This is a genomic window from Armatimonadota bacterium (genome assembly GCA_013359125.1).
Classification (GTDB): Bacteria; Armatimonadota; Fimbriimonadia; order Fimbriimonadales; family GBS-DC; genus JABWCR01.
On the sequence record JABWCR010000013.1, the window covers coordinates 69,681 to 89,318 of the forward strand.

Here is a 19,638-nt window from a genome sequence, read left to right on the forward strand (position 1 = left end):
TCTTCCCAGCGCGAGTATACCTGTCGGTACACTATGAGCAGAATGGGCAAGAAACCGACCCTCAGCCCCAGCAAGTTCGAGACCTATCTGCGCTGCCCGGTCAAGTACAACCTAACCTATCTCGATCCGAGAGGGCGCCGCTTCTTTCGGTCGCGGGCAGAGTTCACGTTCGGTTCGGTCTTGCATCGTACGCTTCAAAAGTTTCATGAGGAAGGCGGCGCTCAGGTCGTTTCTCAAGAGGCGCTGATCGCGTCGTTCCAAGCCAGTTGGCGCACGGAGGGCTTTGAGAGCGACGAGCGCGCCGAGGAGCATCGACAATTGGGACTTACCCTGTTGACCGCTTATCACGAGGCGCATCGAGAAGCCGAGCCGACCAAGACTCTACTGACCGAGAAGCAACTTCGGCTTGATTTGGGCGAGTTCGTGCTGATCGGACGCATCGACCGGATCGACGAACGTTCCAACGGTGCCATTGAGGTGATCGACTATAAAAGCGGTCGGGACGATGTATCGGATGACGAGGTTCGAGAGGACTTTTCGATGGGCTGTTATGCTTTGCTGGCTCAGGCGGCCTATCCGGACCGGCCGATCCTCACCAGCATCGTAGCATTGCGTTCGGGCAACAAGGGAACCGCGCCCCGAACCTCGGAAGAGATAGACGCCATACGCCAGGACGTGATCGCGCTCGGGTGCGAAATCCTGACCATGGATTTCGAGGCTCTGCGACCCATATTCAAGCCTCGACGCTGTCCCTATTGCGAGTTTTCGCCGATCTGCCGCACCGACGCCGACTTCTCGGCCCAATTTCGAGCGCAGGAAATAGACTAGGGCTGTCGAACCTGGCAATAAGGACAGGAGGTTCTCGTCATGCCATTCGATTTTCTTGCCAAGTTCGGCGGCCCTACCGTCATCATTGCTATTATCGTGCTGGCGACGCTCGCCCGCGCCACGCTCCGCGTATTGCCCGAGTGGGAGCGAGCGGTCGTGTTGCGACTAGGCCGGCTCCACTCTGTGCGCGGGCCAGGCATCATCATCCTCATCCCCTTCATCGAGATTCCCCGCATTGTCGATACCCGAATCGTAACCATGGACGTGCCCCGACAAGAGGCAATGACCCGCGACAACGTCCCCGTCAGCGTGGACGCGATCTGCCTGTTCAAAGTCTTTGAGCCCAAGGACGCCATCGTACAGATAACCGACTATATGCGGACCTCCAGCCTGATCGCTCAGACTACGCTGCGCAGCATCATCGGTCAAGTCGAACTGGACGACATCTTGGCTCGCCGAGAGAACGTTAACCAACAGATTCAAGCCATCATCGACGAACAGACCGAGGCGTACGGCGTCAAGGTAACGGCGGTCGAAATCAGAGACGTCTCCTTGCCCGAAGAGATGAAGCGCGCCATGGCCAGGCAAGCCGAAAGCGAGCGAGAACGGCGCGCCAAGATTATCAACGCCGAAGGCGAGTTCCAGGCGGCAGAGCGGCTGGTGGCCGCTGGAAAGATGATGGCCGCCGAACCTTACACGCTTCAACTCCGCTACCTGCAGACCTTGGCCGAGATCGCGACCGAGAACAACTCGACGACCATTTTCCCGGTCCCGATCGACCTGTTCAAGCCGTTTATGGAACTGGCCGAACGAACCAAACGGGGCAACGAGTAACCAGCAATTCGGGCGGTTTTTTGCTTGCCTCGGCGTTCGATAGTGTACAATTACTCTTCGGCGGCGGAGCAGTCGCTCTGACCGCCTTGACTCTATTGGCGTCGTCTGACTGGTCGTCAGCGCCTTCGGAACCAACCGCGGGCTGGCTCCGTCTAATCGGCGGGCCGCAACAGGAGAATGGGAATGCAGACAGATATGACCAACCCGCTGGAGCAAAAGTATAACGAGCTGGTCAACGACTACAACAAATTACAGACGGAGTACGCCGAGCTTCACAAAAAACTGCAAGAACTGGAACAGCAGTCGGGCGCCCGAGCGGGCGGTCCAGAAGTCAGCGCGGAAGTGCCCAACCCCGACAACCTCGAGTCAACCCTTCGACGCCTAATACGCCAAATCGCCGCCATTCTGCAAGCCGAGAAAGTCGCCTTTATGCTTTTTAAGTCGGAAGAGAGCGAACTGGTCGCTACGCCGCCCGCGTTCGGCTTCACCGACGACGAGATCAACCTATTGAAAGTCCGCGCTACCCAGGGCATCTCTGGCGAGGTGTTCCGCGACGGCAAGCCGATGATGTTCCACGACGCCGTAACCGATCCGCGCACGATGAAAGAGAACGTCGCCCTCTTCCACATTCGAAACGGCCTGACCGTGCCCCTGATCTTGGAGAAGCGCGACGAAGAGAACCGCGTGGTCGATCGCAAGACCATCGGCGTACTGCACGCCTTTAACAAACAGCGAGGCGGCGCCTTCATCGACGAAGACATCCGCCTTCTGGAGCGCATGTCGCGCAACGTGGCAGCCGTCATCGCCAACATGCAAATGTACCAGGCTATTCTCGAAGAGAAACAAGAGCTTCTGCACACTATCGAGAGCCTGGCCGCAGGACTGCTGATGGTTAATCATAACGGCCGCGTCGCCCAAATGAACCAATCCGCGCGCCGCATCTTTGGCATCGACACCGACGTGCAGAACAAGCCCTTCGGCGAAGTGATCGTCGATTCGAGCATTCAAGAGATTGTGAGAAAGGCGATCGACGAAGGCGCCGAGGGCGAACTGCTGGAAGTTACCGTGCGCATGGAAAACCAAGAGCATATCTATCAGGCTCAAAACGCTATCGTGCGAGGCGACGACGGCAAGATGGTCGGCACGGTCGTGATCTTTAACGACATCACCGACATTCGCAACTTGGAGCGCATGAAATCGGCCTTCGTCGCCACTGTGTCGCACGAGTTGAGAACCCCGCTGACCGCGATCAAGGGCTTTACCTCGACCCTGCTGCAGGATAGCGACGACTCCTTTACGAACGATGATCGGCGAGAGTTCTACACCATTATCGACCAAGAGACCGACCGCCTGACCCGACTGATCAACGACCTGTTGAACATTGCGCGCATTGAGGCCGGCGAATCGCTCAAGCCCGACTTCAAACAAGTCGACTTTAAGAAATTGGCCAGCAAGGTGATCACCATCCAGCGCGCCAGCACCAACAAGCACACGCTGGTTTTGGACGTGCCGGACGACATCCCCCTAATCATGGCCGACGAGGACAAACTCGACCAGATCATCACAAACCTCATCAGCAACGCCGTCAAATATTCGCCGCACGGCGGAGAGGTCAAGCTCTTTGCTAAAATGGAAGACGAGGACCACCTGGTGTTCGGCATCAAGGACCAAGGCATCGGCATCCCGCCGGAGCATGTGAACAAGGTCTTCGAAAAGTTCCACCGCGTGGACCACTCCGACACGCGCAAGGCCTATGGCACGGGTCTGGGTCTCTTCTTGGTCAAGAATCTGGTCGAAGAGATCCATGGCGGCGAGATCTGGTGCGAGTCGGTCTATGGCGAAGGCTCAACCTTCCTCGTGCGCTTGCCCAAAGTCGCGCCGCTCTCGCTGCAGCAAGACGGAGACTAAGGCCATCGAGGCTCGCATCGGCGTCCGGCGCGTTCGCGAAGCCCCCGTTCTACCTGCGTATGCAACCCCCGGCTCGGCAGGGTTGGACCTCTGCGCCTGCCTCGATTCGCCCTTGATTTTGGCGCCCATGCAACGGGCGAAAATCCCCACCGGCTTGGCGATCGAGCTTCCCGAAGGATTTGAGGCTCAGGTGCGGCCGCGCAGCGGATTGGCCGACCGGCACGGCATCGCGCTGGTCAACAGTCCTGGCACGATCGATAGCGATTATCGAGGCGAAATTCAAATCATCCTGATCAACCTGGGCTCTGAGGCGTTCGAGATCAAACCGGGCGATCGGATCGCTCAGTTAGTCATAGCGCCCGTGGCGCGGGCTGTCCTGGTCGAACTGGAAAGCCTGTCCGACACCCCCCGCGGCGACGGCGGCTTTGGCAGCACGGGCCGGTAGGCGCCGTCACCTCCGGCTCCAGCCGAACCAGTCGAGCGCGATCTGCACGTCGGCCCAGTCGATTCGTCCGTCCTCGTTGAGGTCGGCGTCGGGGTGATAGAAACCAAAAACGGAGAGCACAAAGGCCAGGTCGGCGTCGTCCACCTGCAGGTCTCCGTTCACATCGGCCAAAGGAACTTCGATGTATTTGCGAATGAGGAGATCGCTGCCGAAAGTAACAGCCCGGTCGTGGCAAAAGCCAGCTGCGACTAGGCTACCGTCGCTGAGCAGTTGCAGGCTCTTAAAGGCATCGATTCTTCGCGCCGCGCCATAATAGACGTCCACGACGCGCATCGCTCCAGTCTCTTGGTCGATTTCCATAAGTGCGGCGTCTGAAAACTGACCGGCGAGCATACCGACGGCATAGAGCTTGCCGTTGGGATGGGTAACGATGGCCTCCAACACGTTTTCGTGCGCCGGCTGATCGCCGGTTTGAAACCAACTGGATCGCCAAAGGATTTGGCCGGTGTCCCGGTGAACTTTCCATGCCATCCAGGCATAGTGATAGTTCTGTAAGCCGTCTCTCCAAATCTGGTTTCCGGCAGAAACCGGATGCCCGGCGTTGTCAAAGGTCAGGTAATAACCTCCGCTACCGTCCACCGGGTCTTGCGCAAGCCAGATCATGTTGCCGTTCGCAGGGTCCCACCGGAAGAGTTGGCCTGAGAGAATCCACAGACCGTTTACGACGGCGCAGCCTCCGCCACTGCTGAAGAGTTCGCCGTTCAGGCCAAAGGCGATGTTGCCGCCGCCGTTTTTGCAGAGCAGACCGTAGCTATCCCACTGGGTTCTCCAAAGCGTGGCGCCATCTGTATTGGAGTACTTGTGCACCATCAGATCGGAATGAAACCAGGGGAACTCTTCGTATACCGAACCGCTGATATAGGCATTTCCCGCGCGATCAAGAGCCATCCCTGAAACCCAATCCTGAAGACCCAAGTGGTCGTAGATGGAGTACCACATCAGGGCGCCGGTCTGTCCATTGATTTTGATGGTAACCCAGTTGTTGTCGTATGGATAGCGTTCACCAGATACGATGACGTCTTGGTTGGGATCGATGAAAAGCGCGAAGGGATTAGTTCCGGACCTGGTGTGGACATCATGGAAAGCGGTCTCCCACAGGATCGCGCCATCTGGGCTGTTCAACTTGAGCGTGGTGTACTCAGGCGCAAACCATCCTGGCCTTCGGGTTCTGCCTGCTACATACACATTGTTTCGTGGGTCTGTCTTGACGGAGGAGGGCACGTCTTCTCGGCCAAGCCCGCCGTCGTAGACGCGGCGCCAGATTTCTCGGCCTTCCGGATCGATTTTGAGGATGAACCAATCGGCGCCCGCATTCGAGTTTGTCGTTCCCGTTGTACCGATCACGATGACGTTGTCCTCCGTATCTTTGGCCGTATCCATCGGGTGGTCGGAAGCGCCTGGGACGAAGTCGAACTTCTCCGTCCACTGAACCTTCATCTTGGTCTGGCACAGCGCGGTTGATACTAAGAGAGCAGACAAGGTCAAGATTAGTAGCTTCATGGCGTCTCTCCTATATAGGGGGCCAGAAAAGGCCCCCTTGCGGACGGATTCCTAGGATCCGCACAGGCCAAAGTTCGTCAGAACGATGGCCAGGTCCGTATCGTCGATAGCCCCATCGTCGTTCAGATCTGCGTTGCAACCGCTACAGGTCTGGCCAAATTGCTCCAGAACGATAGCCAGGTCTGCGTCGTCGATGTCGCCATCCCGATCCACGTCTCCGGGTCGGATTACCGAGAAGACATGGAGCGTGCCGATCTGCTCCGACTTCTCTTGGCAACCTTGCGGCGGGTCTGGACACTCGTTCAAACCTTCCCACTTCACCGTGCCGGTAACATAAGCGCGTTGGCTTTCTGGGTCGACGGCGAGCGCCACGGCTTCGTCTTTCATCTTGCGGCCCGCTGGATCGACGATTAGAACTCCAATTGGCGCACTACCGTTTCCGGAGTACTTGACGATCAGATAGTCGTCATGAGATTCGGCGCCGCGCGCGACCCCCGCAACGTAGACGTTGTTACGGTTGTCCACGCTCACATCGTTGCCTCGATCGGCAAACAAGCCTTGGGAAGAGAAACTATGCGGCCAGCCGGTTGCGCGGTCGCCATTGCCCGAATAGACGATCGTGGTAGCATCATAAAGCCGCCCAAATCCCTCGTGACTTCGCCCCGTCATCACCGGCCTTTGATTGCCGTCGATGCAGAGCGCCAAGATCTCGTCGTCGTCGTTGCCGCTGCCGTTGTAGTGCCGCGCGCCGACCACCGGTTCTTCGATAGCGCCCGTCAGCGTGCCCCAAGTGGTGGACAGTTCGCCGGACGAGGTCAGCTTGATCACGCAGTAGTCCTCCTTGCGGGCAGACGAAAAATAGGACTTGCCGGCCGCATAGATTATGCCGCCAGAGCCGACCGCCACCGCATTAGCCTGGTCGTGCCCGTTGCCGTATCCGTTGTAGATAAAGTAGGGCAGGTTCGACTGTCCGAGGCTCCAGACCGTATCGCCGTCGCTCTTGTCGTACTTAATTACGATCATGTCCCGGTTGGAGGCGCTGTTCTGCCATCCTGCGACCGCAACATGGTCGCCGTGCACGGCGATCGCTCGCGCTTCGCCCGCTCGCCCGGCAACGTCCAGCACCTGCGTCCAGATTTCATCCTCTTCAGAATCGGTCGTGTCGTAGGCGACGGTCAACAGGTCGGTGTCGGTGGAGAACTCGGCGTTGGTCGTCCATCCCGCGATGTAGACCTTGCCGTTCGGCTCCACGACCATGGCTTTAGGCTCTTGGTTGCCGGCCATCTGGAGCCGCCGCGCCCACAGTCTATCGCCGGACGGCGCATATTTGAGCGTTACGATATCCTTTTCGCCTAGAGCGCCGAACTCGGCCCAACCGGTAACATAGGTGTTGCCGGACGAATCGACCCCGACCGCGATCGGCTCCGCGTTGCCTGAAGGAGCGAGGTTCTCGGATTCATTAGCAGGATAGAGGCGCCCCCAAAGCTTCTGTCCGGTACAGCCGTCATAGCGGAATGTGCCCCAGGAGTGGTACTGAGCGTTGGTAACCGTAACATAGCCGGTAACGCTGACGTATCCATCATGATTGGATGCGGGCTTCCAAAAGGCGATGTCTCGGCCCTCGTCAAGTTTCTGGCCCTCGCCTGCAGAATAGCCTTCCTCGGAATATCAACCGAGTTCGATGTCGATGCTGGGCTGAGAATAAACGTCCTGGGTCAAAAACAACAGAGAAAGCGCGGTCAGTGCGGACAGGGCGGTTCTACCCCCCCCCCGCGAATGGCTGGGAGATGAAAACGGCAACTTCGACAATCGCTTCATTGCGTTCGCCTCCTGAGCGAGATGAGCCGAAGCTCATGGGATGATACATCAAAATACGCCGACCCGAAAACCAAAGTTCCCGGCTTGGCAGGAAACTACAGAGCGGCCACGAAACGTAGAGAAAGGAAATGGCCGTCGCCGATATCAGCAATCTGACCGTCAAATACGGCGACAAGGTCGCTGTTTCCGACCTCACCGTTCAGGTGCCCGAGGGCGCCGTCGGCCTGTTGGGCCCCAACGGAGCAGGCAAGACCACGCTTCTCAAAGCGCTCCTCGGCTTTATCTCCCCTTCCTCCGGCACAGGTTCGGTTTTCGGCTACGACATCAAGGGCGACGGGCTGGATATTCGACGCCAGGTAGGGCTGATGCCCGAGCAAGACTGCCACATCCCGGGCATGAACGCCGTCAGTTTTGTAGCCTTTACCGGCGAATTGTGCGGTATGAGGCCCGCCGACGCCTTGCGCCGCGCGCACGAGACGCTACAGTACTGCGGACTGGGCGAGGCGCGGTATCGCAACATCGAAACCTATTCGACCGGTATGAAACAGCGCATCAAGTTAGCTCAGGCGCTGGTGCACGGCCCGCGATTGCTCCTGCTGGACGAGCCGACCAACGGCCTCGATCCGGACGGGCGAGAAGAGATGCTGGGGCTGATCCGCGACGTCTCGCACGACAAAGGCGTGAACGTGGTCGTGTCGTCGCATCTGTTGCCCGACATCGAGCGAGCGTGCGACCATGTGATCGTTCTGCGGCAGGGCAAAGTCGCGGCCGAAGGCCCCATCGAGCAGCTTAGGCGTTCGTCCATGGATATGATCGATGCCGAGCTTCTCCACCCCAGCGAAGCGTTCGAGACGCTGATAGCGGCCAAGGGAGGCAGCATCGCACGAAGGCTTGGCAACCAGTATCGACTGCAGGCGCCCGTGCCCGGCGATCAGGTCGGAGCGTGGCTGTTTCAGGTGGCCAAAGAAGCCGACGCGCAGGTGCGCGGCTTTAGACCGGCAGCGCGGACGCTGGAAGAGGTTTTTATGGAGGCCATCGAATGAGCGACCAGCCCGCTTCGACCATTTCCGACCTCAGCTATCGCCACTTTCAAGGTCCGGTGCGCGGTCGGTCGGCGCGGTGGCTGGCCATCTCCATCAATGCCTTTCGGCTGGCGTTCAAGAACAAGGGCTTTTGGATTCTGGTCTCTCTCAGCACGCTGCCGCATCTTTTCATCATCCTGATCCTCTATCTGCAGACGCAGGCGCCGTCAGAATCGCCCAACTTTTTCTTCGACAACACCAAAGGCCAGATGTTTGCCTCGGCGCTCTTTGCGGGCCTCTCGTGGCAGAAGTTCTTCCTCTTCTTGATGACGCTGCTCTTGGGATCGGGAATGATCTCGGCGGACAACCAGACCAACGCGCTGATGGTCTATCTGTCCAAGCCGATCACCAAGCTCGACTATCTGATGGGCAAGTTTTTCGGCCTGTTCGGCATTCTGTTTCTGTCGGCCTTTCTGCCCGCGATGGTCTTTTTTATCTTCTGCGCGGCCAGCTACTATAACGAAGGGTTCTTCCAACAAGAGCCTTTGCTCTTTTTCAGGATGATCCTGGCTTGCGCGGCGCCCGCGCTCATCCATTCCTCTTTGATGATGGGCGTGTCTGCCTGGTCCAAAACGCCCAGGATCGCGGGCGCAGTCTATGCGGGCATCTACTTTGTGTCGAACGTTGCTGCGAACACGTTCTGGGCGCTCAAGTATCAAGGTCAGTTGGGCGAGGGCGTTTTCGAGCGCAATCTGAGCGTTCAAGGATTGATCAACAGCCTTCAGCAAAACGCGCTGGGCATCATCCTAAGGCCCTGGGACCAAAGCCGACGACGGGGTCTCATCATTCACGAGATCGAACCGCCCAACTGGATCTTCATTGTAGCGATTGCTCTCATCCTCTGTTTTGCCTTTCTCTTAGCGGCTCGCATTCGAATCAAGGCCGTGGAGGTCGTCCGCGGATGATCCGATTGGAGAACGCCTCGCGCTGGTACGGGCAAGTCATTGGAATTAACGACGTAACCTGTGAGATCGGCCCGGGGATTACCGCGCTCTTAGGGCCAAACGGCGCAGGCAAATCAACCCTGATGAAGCTGGTAACGGGCCAACTTCGCCCGACTACGGGCAGCGTGAGCCTGCTGGGCCAGGCGCCCTTTGCCAACAGCGACGTGCTTCGCAGGCTTGGTTACTGCCCCGAGATCGAGAAATGCTACGAAGAGATGTCCGGCCGCGAAATGACCGTTATGCTGGCCTCCCTAAGCGGCTTGTCCGGCAAACGGCTGCACAGCGAGGCCAACGACGCCATCGAGCGGGTGGGCATGACCGCAAACGCCGACCGTCGCATCGCCGGCTACAGCAAGGGGATGAGACAGAGGATCAAGCTGGCGCAGGCGATCATACACGACCCGGACGTGCTGATTCTGGACGAACCTTTAAACGGCCTGGATCCGGTCGGCCGGCGCGAGGTCGTCGAGCTTCTCTTTGGCCTCGCGCAAAGGGGCAAATGCATCGTCGTCAGCAGCCACATTCTGTACGAAGTCGAGAGCATGACCAAAAACATCCTGCTGATGAGCTACGGCCGCCTCTTGGCCCAGGGCGACGTTTACGCGCTGCGCGAACTGATCGACAAACATCCTCACCAGGTGGCTATTCGCGCGCCAGACCCCCGTCGTTTGGCCGAGCGCCTGATCGCAATGCCGAGCGTGGTCAGCGCGAGTCTAGACCGGACTCAGGATGACCGGTTGGACATTCGCACCAACCGGCCCAACGAGTTCTACGCGCAGTTTCCCGAGATCGTGCTGGAAGGCGGCTTTGTGGTAACGGAGTTCTCCTCGCCCGACAACAATTTGGAGTCGGTCTTCCGCTACTTGGTGAAGGGATGAGCAATGCCTGAATATTATCTGTTGCTGAACGCATTGCGCGATCTGATGCGGCCCCGGCGAATGCTGGTGGGGCTGACTTTGGTCTTGCTCCCCGCGCTGATCGCCCTCTTCTTTAAGCGATTTGCGGGCGACGAGTTTAGCGTTTCGGACGGCTACCACGCGATCGTCATCTCGCTCATTCAAGGGTTCGTGCTAGTGATTACAGCGGTGGTCAACGGTTGCGGCACGGTGTCGCAAGAGTTGGAGCAGAAGACCATCGTCTATCTATTGACGCGCCCGCTGCCCCGATGGCGGTTGTTGCTGACTCGTTATATTGCGGCTGTCGTTGGCTCTTCCGCCGTAACGGCATTGTCGATCCTTCTATTGGCCTTGGTTCTGTTTGGCGGGGGCGCGTTTGGTCATACGCAGATCTGGCTGGACCTGGCCATCATTCCGGTCGGCGCAATGGCCTATGCGGGCGTTTTTATGTTCGTGGCGACGATCATCCCCAGGCCGCTGATCGTGGGTCTGCTGTTCATCTTTGGCTGGGAATCGTGGGCGCCGACGCTGCCGGGCAATTTTGGCAAGTTGGCATTGGTGGGCTATGTTCGACGATTGGCGCCGCATCCCGAGGTCGAAATGGACTCTCAAGACATCCGCGAATTCTTGGCCGCCATATCGCCTGCAGTCATCTCTAGAAGAGAGGCATGGATCGTCTTAACCGTCGTAATCTTGCTAAGCGTGATCGCTTCGCTGATTGTCTTCTCCTACAAGGAGTATGTGCCTAAGGAAGACGCAGAATAGGCCGCCCCTATCCAAGCGAGCGGCCTATCGATGCATTACGGACAGACTTGATTAGTTGCGTCGGATGCGTCGCAGACCCATGCCGGCCAGACCGCCGAGAAGAGCGATCATGCTGGCAGGCTCGGGAACGACCGTGCCCTCGATCTTGAAAGCCAAGTCCGCAGCCGAATTGAAGACAACACTACCGGGCACCGGATTGCTACCGAAGCCGAAGCCGCCGCCCGGATTCTGGAACCAATGCTCGCCGCCGCTAACCGGCGTAGTGCGCAGCCAGAACCACTGTCCGCCGCCGCTGAAAGGTCGGCTAACCCAAGCGCCGATGTAGTAGGCGCCGGTCGTCAAGTTGAACGGGACATTGAACTCGAGGTTGTTGCCAGCCAAAACGCCGCCAGCATCAGAATGGTAAATGGTGCCGGGCGCCGTCATGCTCGGATTCTGGGTGATGACTAACCGAGCATCAATGTTGAAGTTGGGATTGCCCTGTTCCAAACCATAGATGGTGACTTTCTTGATGTTCCATTGAGGATCGGAAACCATAAAGTCGTCGAACTCAAAGGACGAGAAGGTTGGAAAGTCGGTAAAGTCCTGAGCGACTGCGCCACTGCTCGTTCCGTCGTAGGCCTGTTCGTAAATCGTGCCGTTGGCGTTTGCGCCGACCACGGCGACCAAGGCCGCGGCTACTAGCAAATTTCGAAGTTGAAGCATCTAGAGGTTCCTCCGTTTCGGTTTTGTATGAAGGCAATTCGCCTTCTCGAAACGAAGCTGTAGCGCAAAAAGAGCCAATTATCCTCGCACTGGTGCGCTGATAGGAGAATTCTGGCATCTTTACGAGGAGATTTAGCGGTCGATTTCGCCCAACACGATATCGATGCTTCCGATGATGGCCACCACGTCGGCTATCAAACGGCCGCGACACATCTTAGCTAGCGCCTGCAGATTCATAAAGCTGGGCGCTCGGGTGTGCATTCGGAAAGGACGCGGCGAGCCGTCGCTGACGAAGTAGAAGCCCAACTCGCCCTTGGGCGATTCGATCGGCACATAGGCCTCGCCAACCGGCGGACGAAAGCCCTCGGTGTGAATCTTGAACCAATGAATCAGTCCTTCCATACTGCTGTCGATCTCGCCTCGGGGCGGCGGAACCACCTTTCGGTCGTCCGTTACAACCGGCCCGTCCGGCAGGTTATCGATGGCTTGGCGAATGATTTTGAGGCTCTCTTTCATCTCCGCCAAACGCACCAGGTAGCGGTCGAACACGTCGGAGTTTTCGGTGGTTGGGATTTGAAACTCAAAATTCTCATAGCCCGAATAGGGGTTGCTCTTGCGAATGTCCCAGGCCAGCCCCGAGGCGCGAATGGTCGGCCCGCTGACGCCGATCGCCATGCACTCTTCAGTCGTGATAACGCCTACGCCTTGTGTCCGCCCGACCCAGATAGGGTTAGAGGTGAGCAGGTCCTCGCACTCCTTGATCGTAGCGGGCATTTCGCTCAGCAAGAGTCTCAGTCGGTCGTCCCAGCCCTCTGGCATGTCGCCGCGCAGCCCGCCCGGGCAGATCCAACTGGGCATCATCCGCACGCCCGACATCATCTCGAACAGGTCGAGGATCTTCTCTCGCTCCTTAAAGATGTAGAAGAAGACGGTCATCGCGCCAATGTCCAGCGCGTGGGTGCCCAGCCAAACGCAGTGGCTGGCCAGTCGGCTCAGTTCGCACAAGATGACGCGAAGATACTGCGCGCGGGGCGGAATATCGATACCCAGAATCTTCTCGATGGGCAAGACAAAGGCGAGGTTATTGTTATTGGCCGAGAGATAGTCCATCCGGTCGGTCATGGGCAGCGCTTTATGGTAGGTCAGATACTCGGCCTCCTTTTCCATGCCCGTATGCAGGTATCCGATGACGCACTCGGCATTGACGATCGTCTCGCCCTCTAGTTCGCAGATGACGCGCAGCACTCCGTGGGTGCTGGGGTGCTGGGGGCCCATGTTGATGATCATGGTGCCTTCTTCGGATCGGTGGTAGGTGGCCGATGGGGGTGGGATGACGGGCTGGTTCATGTCGCCTCCGGTGCGCTTGTGAATTTTATCACATGGAGCGCTCCGTAATCAAGCGGAGAGGGTCTGATTCGTACCTAAAATTGTGCTACATTTTCGCAGATTCCCGTTCGTTTCTAGCGCCTTCGGGAGGCCGAGCGTCCCCGCGAGGCGACGGCCGGAACGCCGCCCGGAAGGGCGGCAAGGACTTTTGCCAGGCAGCAGCCTGGCGTTCCGGACGATCGGACTCCCACACGTGCAACGAACGAACGGGAATCTGAGAAAATGTAGCACAAAACTGAGCACGAATCGAGCCTGGGCACAACGTTAAGGTTCGGTTAAGAAACCCAATCCCCAAGTATAATCTTGACCGTGCGCGCGAACATTCATCCCGGAAAACTGATCGTCGTCGAGGGCGTGGACGGTAGCGGCAAGTCCACTCAGGTCGATCTTCTTTACACCTATCTGCAGTCCCAGGGCCGCGCGGTCTACTTTAGCGAGTGGAACTCGTCCGAGGTGGTCAAAAGCACCACGCGCCTGGGCAAGCAGCGCCGAGCCTTTACCCCCACCAGCTTCAGCCTTATCCAGGCCGCCGATTTTGCCGACCGATGGGAGAAGAACGTGCTACCCCTGCTAAAGGCGGGCGTCATCGTACTGATGGATCGCTACGCCTTTACCGGCTTCGCTCGCGACGTGGCCCGGGGCGTCGATCCGGGCTGGGTGCGGAATCTCTACTCGTTCGCGCCGCTGCCCGACATTGTTTTCTACTTTCGCACGCCCCTGGATGTGGCCGTGGACCGCATCTTGGCCGCCCGATCCAAGATCAAATATTACGAAGCGGGCATGGATCTGGGGCTGAGCGAGAACCGCGTTACGAGTTTCCGCCTGTTTCAGGAGCGCATCGCCCAGGAGTACGAACGCATGGTCGACGAGTACGGCTTTACCGTCATCGACGCCAGCCTGCCCATCGCCGATCAGCAGCGCCAGGTGCGGCAGATCACATCCGACGCCTTGAAAGACTGGCAGGGGCTGCCGTTGTTGACGGCGCCCGGGAGCGCAAGGCGTTGAGCCAGGCGCAATTTTACGGCGCGGGCTTGCCTTACGCCCAGATCGGCGAGCTTCCAGGCAAGTTGATCGTGCTTGAGGGAAACGACGGCGTCGGGCGGTCGACCCAGATCGAGCTTTTGCGCCAATGGCTGGAGACGGAGGGCTACGGCGTGGCAGACACCGGATTGGCACGTTCGCCGTTGACCCAACCGGGTATCGACGCGGCCATGTCCGGCCACACGCTGGGGCGTTTGACGATGAGCCTGTTTTATGCGACCGACTTTGCCGATCGGTTGGAAAATCAAGTGATCCCCGCACTCAAAGCCGGCCTGCACGTGCTTTCGGACCGCTACTTTTACTCTATTGTCGCGCGGGATGTGGCGCGCGGCGCAGACACGGACTGGGCAGAGAAGGTCTACGGTTTTGCGCTCGTGCCGGACATTGCGCTCTATCTGAGGGCAGAGATCGATACGCTTGCTGCCCGTATGGTGCACGGTCGGGGCTTTAACTACTGGGAATGCGGCATGGACTTGGGCATGGCCGACAACTACTACGATTCTTTTATCGAATACCAATCGCGGCTGCGCGACCAGTTCGATGCGATGGCGGCCAAGTTCGGATTTGTTACTATCGACGCCGATCGGAGTGCTTTGGAAGTGTTTGAGGAGTTGAAGGTTCACATACTGGCATTGGAGGGGCGATAGCGATGTCCGATTCGACGGCGAAGTACGCAGGCAGAGCGATCGCTAAGCGAGCTCGAGTTCTGCTCGAGCGTCTGTTAGAAGTCCAAGAGAGCGGGGAAGCGGAAGCGATCCATCAGGCTCGGGTCGCCTGTCGGCGGGCGCGGGCGGCGATCAAGGTTTTTGAGAGCGAACTGCCGGACAATGCGCGACGTTGGCGCAAATGGATCAGCCGAGCTGGATTTGGCTTTTCCGAAGTTCGCGATATGGACATCATGATCGATTTGGCGGAATCCTCGCTTGAGGAGGCTCCAGCAGAAGCCCGATTAGGCATCGAACGAATCATCTTGAGGCTTAAACAGGGGAGGGAAAAGATCAGCCGAACGGCGGTCGTGGACGCATCGAAGCTAGCCGGGGCCAAAACTCTCGCGCAGATGGAGGCCCTGGACCCAGGCGAGAAAATCCAGCCAGATGATGATCTCGTTGAGTTTGCAAAGCGGGTGGTCGCACGGCGGTTCAATCGGTTTTTCAAGAACGCAAAGGACTTTGACGCGGCAACGATGTCCGCCGAAGAGTTGCACAAGGTACGAATCGCGGCCAAGCAACTACGCTATTCGATGGAGGTCTTTCGCAAGTTGCTGCCCGTTGATCGGCCGATCGAGGCTGGCCGATCGCTTCAGGACGCATTGGGCGAAATCAACGATGCGACGGCGCTTCAGTCCTATCTTGACGGTTTCATCGAGACCGAGCGAGAGCGGACGATCGAATACTTTGGCGATGAAGAGGCATTTGACGGCTTGGAGCCGGGCATCTCTTTTCTTACGGCTTGGCTGGATCGGCGTCTGGTAGCATTAAGAGGCCAGGCAGCCGAACTTTGGGAAACCCTCGCACCGGTCTGGCAGGGAGTCGAGTTCCAATGAGAATTGCCGTACTTTCTGATTCGAAAGGGGACGTGTCCGCGTTGCAAGAGGCGTTGAACGATGCGGCAAAGGCGGGCGCCGATGCGATTTGGGGCGTGGGCGACCTGTTGGGCGACGCGGCCAACGCAGACGAGACGGCGCGATTGCTTTCCGAAGCGCGGGCGTCGGTGGCCGTGCGGCACAACGGCCATGCATTGCCCTTGGCGGGGGAAGGCCGCGCCTATTTCGAGAACGCCCCATCCCAGCGCGTGGTGCACGTGGCCGGTCGATCTGCGCTTTTGTGCTCCGAACCGCTCGATTCAGAGGAGAAGTCTCGCACGATTTCGGCACAGTACGGCAGCGATCTGATCGTTTGTAGCGGCGGGGTCCCGGGCGAGTATCGAGAGACATCTCCAGCCGCCATCATCCATGCGGGAAGCCTGGCAGAGACTGGCGCGTATGTGCTCGTCGATCTAACCTCGGACGGGCTCTCGGTTTCAACCCGGCATCTGGCGGTTAAGGAGGATGTATTGAACGAGGAGGACGCTGTATTGCGCCTAGCCGAACTGTGCCGATACGAAGAAGAGCATTCGCAACAGGTAGCGCGACTGGCCGATCTGCTTTTTCAACAGACCTCAGAGCTGCACGATCTTGGAGAGCAGGAGCAAGAGCAGCTGCGCATCGCCGCGATTCTGCACGACATCGGCTGGATCGATGGGAAGAAAGGGCACCACAAACGCTCGCTCAAAATCATCCTCGCCAGCGCGATTCTGCCTTTCGATTCGCGCCTTCGCCTGATCATAGGCTCAATCGCCCGTTATCATCGCCGAGCGACGCCCAAGAAAAAGCACGACCACTTTGCCGCTCTGCAGGCCGACGATCAAGAGATTGTGCGCAAACTCAGTGCAATATTGAGGGTAGCCGATGCGCTCGATTATTCGCACGGTTCGCTGGTCAGGTCGCTGGAGACGGAGATTCAAAGCGATGCGGTTGTTCTGAAAGTCCAGGCACTGGGAGACGAACAGGGCGAGTTGGAAAGCCTGGCGCGAAAAAGCAACCTGTTTGTCAAGACTTTCGGCCGCCAGTTGGTGGTTCGGTGGAACAGCGAGCAATAGAAGGCCGCCCTCACCGTGCGGCCTTTATCGACTTAGGCACGAACTCGATTCGCATCCTCATCGCCGAGATCGACCCCGGCCGTACCTACAGCATCCTTCGCCAAGAAAAAGAGGTCGCTCGTTTGGGCGAGGGGCTGTTTGGGGATGGTCTGCTGGAGCCTGAAGCGATCGATCGGGCGGTGCAGATTGCAAAAACCTTCCGACAGTTGGCCGATGCCCACGGCGCGGAAGAGATCGTCTGTGTGGGCACGTCGGCAACGCGCGAGGCAGAGAACAGGGACGAACTGATCTTGCGGCTGCACGACGAGGCGGGCTTGGACGTTCGAATCGTTTCGGGTCGAGAGGAAGCGCGCCTAATCTATTTGGGCGTGTCGAGCGGGCTGAACATTGGCAAGCAGAACGCGCTTTTCATCGACATCGGCGGCGGCAGCACCGAACTGATGCTGGGCGATCAAAATCAGCACTACTACCTCGATTCGCTCAAGTTAGGCTCGGTGCGGCTGACCAATCTTTTCTTTCCGGTTGACTTTTCCGACCGCGTATCGCCTAAGAAGTACGGGAGGCTGCAAGAGTATGCGAGAAACGCGACGATCCGGGCGGTACAACGGCTGGAGCCGTTTAGCATCGATTTGACCATTGGAAGCAGCGGCACGATCACCAATATGTGCGAAATTGCCCAAGCAATGTTATACAAAAAAAAGCGAGAAGGTCTTTTAAAGGCGTCCCTGGCGGATATTCAGACTGTGGCTGCGCGGTTGTGCGGGATGACTTTGGCCGAACGGCGCAACGCGCCGGGAATCAATCCAGAACGGGCGGACATTATCGTTGCGGGGGCAGCGATTATCCAAACGGTAATGGAGGAACTCAAGCTCAAGTCGATTCAGGTAAGCGAGCGGGGGCTGCAACATGGCTTGTTGCTGGACTACCTGACCCGAGCCGGCGATAGGGGGTCGATTCGGCTTTGGAGCGTGCTTCAGTTCGCTCGCGCCTGTCGGTTTGACGAAGCGCACGCGGAGCGAGTGGCGGCGTTAGCTTTGGAAATGTTTGAGAGCGCGAGAGAGGTTGGATTGCACAGTTTGGGCGAGCAGGAGGCCGAATTATTGCGATATGCCGCGCTTTTGCACGATGTGGGCGGGTTTCTATCCTACAGCAACCATCAGGCGCACAGTTACTACTTCATTATAAATGCCGATCTGTTGGGCTTCGACCAAACCGAGATTGCGATCATGGCGTCAGCGGCGTTCTATCATCGCAAATCGTTGCCCAAGAGGAAGCATCCCGAATTTGGACCGCTCGATGCCAAGTCGCAGAGCGCAGTGAGGGTGTTGGCGATCTTCCTTCGTTTGGCCGAGAGCCTGGATCGCGGTCACGCCAACCGAGTTCAATCTGCACGGTTCGTAAAGTCGGGTCCCCGTGCAGCCAAGTTGCAGTTGTCAGCCGATGCGGACAGCGCTTTGGAATTGTGGGGGCTGGAGGCTCAGGGCAAAGCGTTCCTTAAGACGTTTGATCGGCAGTTGGAGTTCGAACTGGCGCCGTCCTTGGAACGGTTGTCGCCCGCGCCATCGTGACCAACCCGATCAGGCAGATAACGGTCGCGACCGCGTACATGGGTATGGATCCGAATCGGTCCTTGAGCGCGCCGCCTAAAATCGGCAGTCCTGCGCTGATGGCGGTGAGCGCGTTCAGCGCACCTATGCGAATAACTTGCCTCGGATCGGAGGGGAAGTTCTCGATCATGTATCCCATAGCCAGACTCCAAGCGCCCACGCCGATCATGCCCTGTAGCACAAAAGGAGCCGTAAAGGCCCATGGCGATACGAGCCGAGTCGCAATAGCGGTGGCGGGCGCGAGCAATGCAACGGCTCCCAGGCAGAGCAGCGCTGTGCGGGCGCCCCACTGCCGGCGGATCCCAATCCAAAGCAAGCCTGCGACAGCGCCGCCAACCTGGCTCGCGATCAAGTATTTGCCAACCCATGAATCGCTCTTCCAAATCGATTCCGCGTCCAGAACGTAAAAAGTGGAGGCGATCCCAAAAGCGTTCATGCACGCTAGGCCGAGGAAAAGCTTGCGAAACGGCACATCGGTCCGAAAAGTGTCCGCCAACTCGATCAAATAGCTTCTGAAGCGCAGAGGTTCGTCATAAATGCCCGTGCGAGGCTGTTCTCGAATGCCCAAGATGCAGAGCCAGGAGACGAATCCTGCCCCGGCAAAGCAGAGAAAAAGTATGCCGTAAGTTTGCGAATCGGCTCCTTTCGAGAGCAATCGGTCGACAACGAGAGCAGGCAGCAACGATGCGAGGGCCGTTATGGTTACAATGGCGCCAAAAAACCAGGCGCGCGGTTCGGGCGGCAAAGATCGCTCGACAATAGCGGTCCAAGGAGCCCATACCGCCCCGTCCATCAACATGAAGAGCAAAAAGGCGGCGATGAAAAACGCTAAATCTATGTGTGGGTTTCGTCCGCCAAAGTTATACATATAGAGGCCATAGCCGAGGATGGAAAGACGACCGATGGCGCCCAATGCCAGTAGCAAGGGCTTCGCAAAAGCGCGATGCGCGAGCAAGTGCGGCATGAGAAACTGAGGGAGAAGAAGCATGACCGCACGCAGGCCGAGAATCAGACCGACGATCTCATCGCTCTTGACCAGTTTCTTAACAAATACGGGTAGAACAGTGGACAGGTCGATGAACGCCAAGCCGACGAAAAAGAACACAACCTCGCCCAATAGCAGCGCGAGGTTTCGGCGCCACGCGCCATATTGGGCCTTGTCGACCGTGTTCATAGAGAGGG

The 19,638-nt window shown here is 58.1% G+C and carries 18 protein-coding genes; 13 read left to right on the forward strand and 5 right to left on the reverse strand.

Going from position 1 to position 19,638, the window contains the following annotated elements:
- Nucleotides 1–33: 33 nt before the first annotated feature.
- From HUU60_07655 to dut, 4 genes are all read left to right on the forward strand, one after another.
- A complete protein-coding gene (locus HUU60_07655) occupies nucleotides 34–828 on the forward strand; it encodes a PD-(D/E)XK nuclease family protein (protein ID NUL82579.1) in 795 nt (264 codons plus the stop codon).
- Between the two features lie 39 nt (nucleotides 829–867).
- The gene (locus HUU60_07660) at nucleotides 868–1,662 is read left to right on the forward strand and encodes a slipin family protein (GenBank protein ID NUL82580.1); all 795 of its coding nucleotides are present in this window, start codon (nucleotides 868–870) and stop codon (nucleotides 1,660–1,662) included.
- A 183-nt stretch (nucleotides 1,663–1,845) separates the two neighbouring features.
- On the forward strand, nucleotides 1,846–3,570 hold the full coding sequence (locus tag HUU60_07665) for a GAF domain-containing protein (GenBank protein NUL82581.1): 1,725 nt from the start codon (nucleotides 1,846–1,848) through the stop codon (nucleotides 3,568–3,570).
- Nucleotides 3,497–4,015, forward strand: coding sequence for a dUTP diphosphatase (gene dut, locus HUU60_07670; protein ID NUL82582.1), 519 nt, complete (start codon nucleotides 3,497–3,499; stop codon nucleotides 4,013–4,015). Before HUU60_07665 ends, dut begins: the two co-directional genes overlap by 74 nt.
- 6 nt (nucleotides 4,016–4,021) lie before the next feature.
- On the opposite strand, the gene HUU60_07675 is transcribed toward dut, so the two are convergent.
- Both HUU60_07675 and HUU60_07680 read right to left on the reverse strand, forming a co-directional pair.
- Nucleotides 4,022–5,575, reverse strand: coding sequence for a hypothetical protein (locus tag HUU60_07675; protein ID NUL82583.1), 1,554 nt, complete (start codon nucleotides 5,573–5,575; stop codon nucleotides 4,022–4,024).
- 51 nt (nucleotides 5,576–5,626) lie between these two features.
- Nucleotides 5,627–6,859, reverse strand: coding sequence for a hypothetical protein (locus tag HUU60_07680; GenBank protein NUL82584.1), 1,233 nt, complete (start codon nucleotides 6,857–6,859; stop codon nucleotides 5,627–5,629).
- A gap of 662 nt (nucleotides 6,860–7,521) precedes the next feature.
- Between HUU60_07680 and HUU60_07685 the strand changes: the two genes are divergently transcribed.
- The 4 genes from HUU60_07685 to HUU60_07700 are packed head-to-tail and all read left to right on the forward strand — an operon-like array spanning nucleotide 7,522 to nucleotide 11,080.
- On the forward strand, nucleotides 7,522–8,436 hold the full coding sequence (locus tag HUU60_07685; protein NUL82585.1) for an ABC transporter ATP-binding protein: 915 nt from the start codon (nucleotides 7,522–7,524) through the stop codon (nucleotides 8,434–8,436).
- Nucleotides 8,433–9,380, forward strand: a complete 948-nt coding sequence (locus tag HUU60_07690; GenBank protein ID NUL82586.1) for an ABC transporter permease subunit — start codon at nucleotides 8,433–8,435, stop codon at nucleotides 9,378–9,380. Before HUU60_07685 ends, HUU60_07690 begins: the two co-directional genes overlap by 4 nt.
- On the forward strand, nucleotides 9,377–10,297 hold the full coding sequence (locus HUU60_07695; protein NUL82587.1) for an ABC transporter ATP-binding protein: 921 nt from the start codon (nucleotides 9,377–9,379) through the stop codon (nucleotides 10,295–10,297). Before HUU60_07690 ends, HUU60_07695 begins: the two co-directional genes overlap by 4 nt.
- A gap of 3 nt (nucleotides 10,298–10,300) precedes the next feature.
- Nucleotides 10,301–11,080: an ABC transporter permease gene (locus HUU60_07700; protein NUL82588.1), complete on the forward strand. Its 780-nt coding sequence runs from the start codon at nucleotides 10,301–10,303 to the stop codon at nucleotides 11,078–11,080.
- A gap of 51 nt (nucleotides 11,081–11,131) precedes the next feature.
- Here HUU60_07700 and HUU60_07705 read toward each other — a convergent pair whose 3' ends face one another.
- Nucleotides 11,132–11,785: a PEP-CTERM sorting domain-containing protein gene (locus HUU60_07705; GenBank protein NUL82589.1), complete on the reverse strand. Its 654-nt coding sequence runs from the start codon at nucleotides 11,783–11,785 to the stop codon at nucleotides 11,132–11,134.
- 132 nt (nucleotides 11,786–11,917) lie between these two features.
- A complete protein-coding gene (gene nuoD / locus HUU60_07710) occupies nucleotides 11,918–13,132 on the reverse strand; it encodes an NADH dehydrogenase (quinone) subunit D (protein ID NUL82590.1) in 1,215 nt (404 codons plus the stop codon).
- Nucleotides 13,133–13,480: 348 nt separating this feature from the next.
- On the opposite strand from nuoD, the gene tmk reads away from it, so the two are divergent.
- Genes tmk through HUU60_07735 form a run of 5 tightly spaced genes read left to right on the forward strand, consistent with a single transcriptional unit; the run spans nucleotide 13,481 to nucleotide 18,417 of the window.
- Nucleotides 13,481–14,176: a dTMP kinase gene (gene tmk, locus HUU60_07715; GenBank protein NUL82591.1), complete on the forward strand. Its 696-nt coding sequence runs from the start codon at nucleotides 13,481–13,483 to the stop codon at nucleotides 14,174–14,176.
- Nucleotides 14,173–14,859, forward strand: a complete 687-nt coding sequence (locus HUU60_07720) for a thymidylate kinase (protein ID NUL82592.1) — start codon at nucleotides 14,173–14,175, stop codon at nucleotides 14,857–14,859. Before tmk ends, HUU60_07720 begins: the two co-directional genes overlap by 4 nt.
- A gap of 2 nt (nucleotides 14,860–14,861) precedes the next feature.
- Nucleotides 14,862–15,755: a CHAD domain-containing protein gene (locus HUU60_07725; protein NUL82593.1), complete on the forward strand. Its 894-nt coding sequence runs from the start codon at nucleotides 14,862–14,864 to the stop codon at nucleotides 15,753–15,755.
- On the forward strand, nucleotides 15,752–16,849 hold the full coding sequence (locus HUU60_07730; GenBank protein ID NUL82594.1) for an HD domain-containing protein: 1,098 nt from the start codon (nucleotides 15,752–15,754) through the stop codon (nucleotides 16,847–16,849). Before HUU60_07725 ends, HUU60_07730 begins: the two co-directional genes overlap by 4 nt.
- Nucleotides 16,846–18,417, forward strand: coding sequence for a Ppx/GppA family phosphatase (locus tag HUU60_07735; protein NUL82595.1), 1,572 nt, complete (start codon nucleotides 16,846–16,848; stop codon nucleotides 18,415–18,417). Before HUU60_07730 ends, HUU60_07735 begins: the two co-directional genes overlap by 4 nt.
- Here the strand turns inward: HUU60_07735 and HUU60_07740 are convergent.
- Nucleotides 18,344–19,630, reverse strand: a complete 1,287-nt coding sequence (locus tag HUU60_07740) for a hypothetical protein (GenBank protein ID NUL82596.1) — start codon at nucleotides 19,628–19,630, stop codon at nucleotides 18,344–18,346. The two genes, HUU60_07735 and HUU60_07740, sit on opposite strands and share 74 nt — an antisense overlap.
- Nucleotides 19,631–19,638 lie beyond the last annotated feature (8 nt).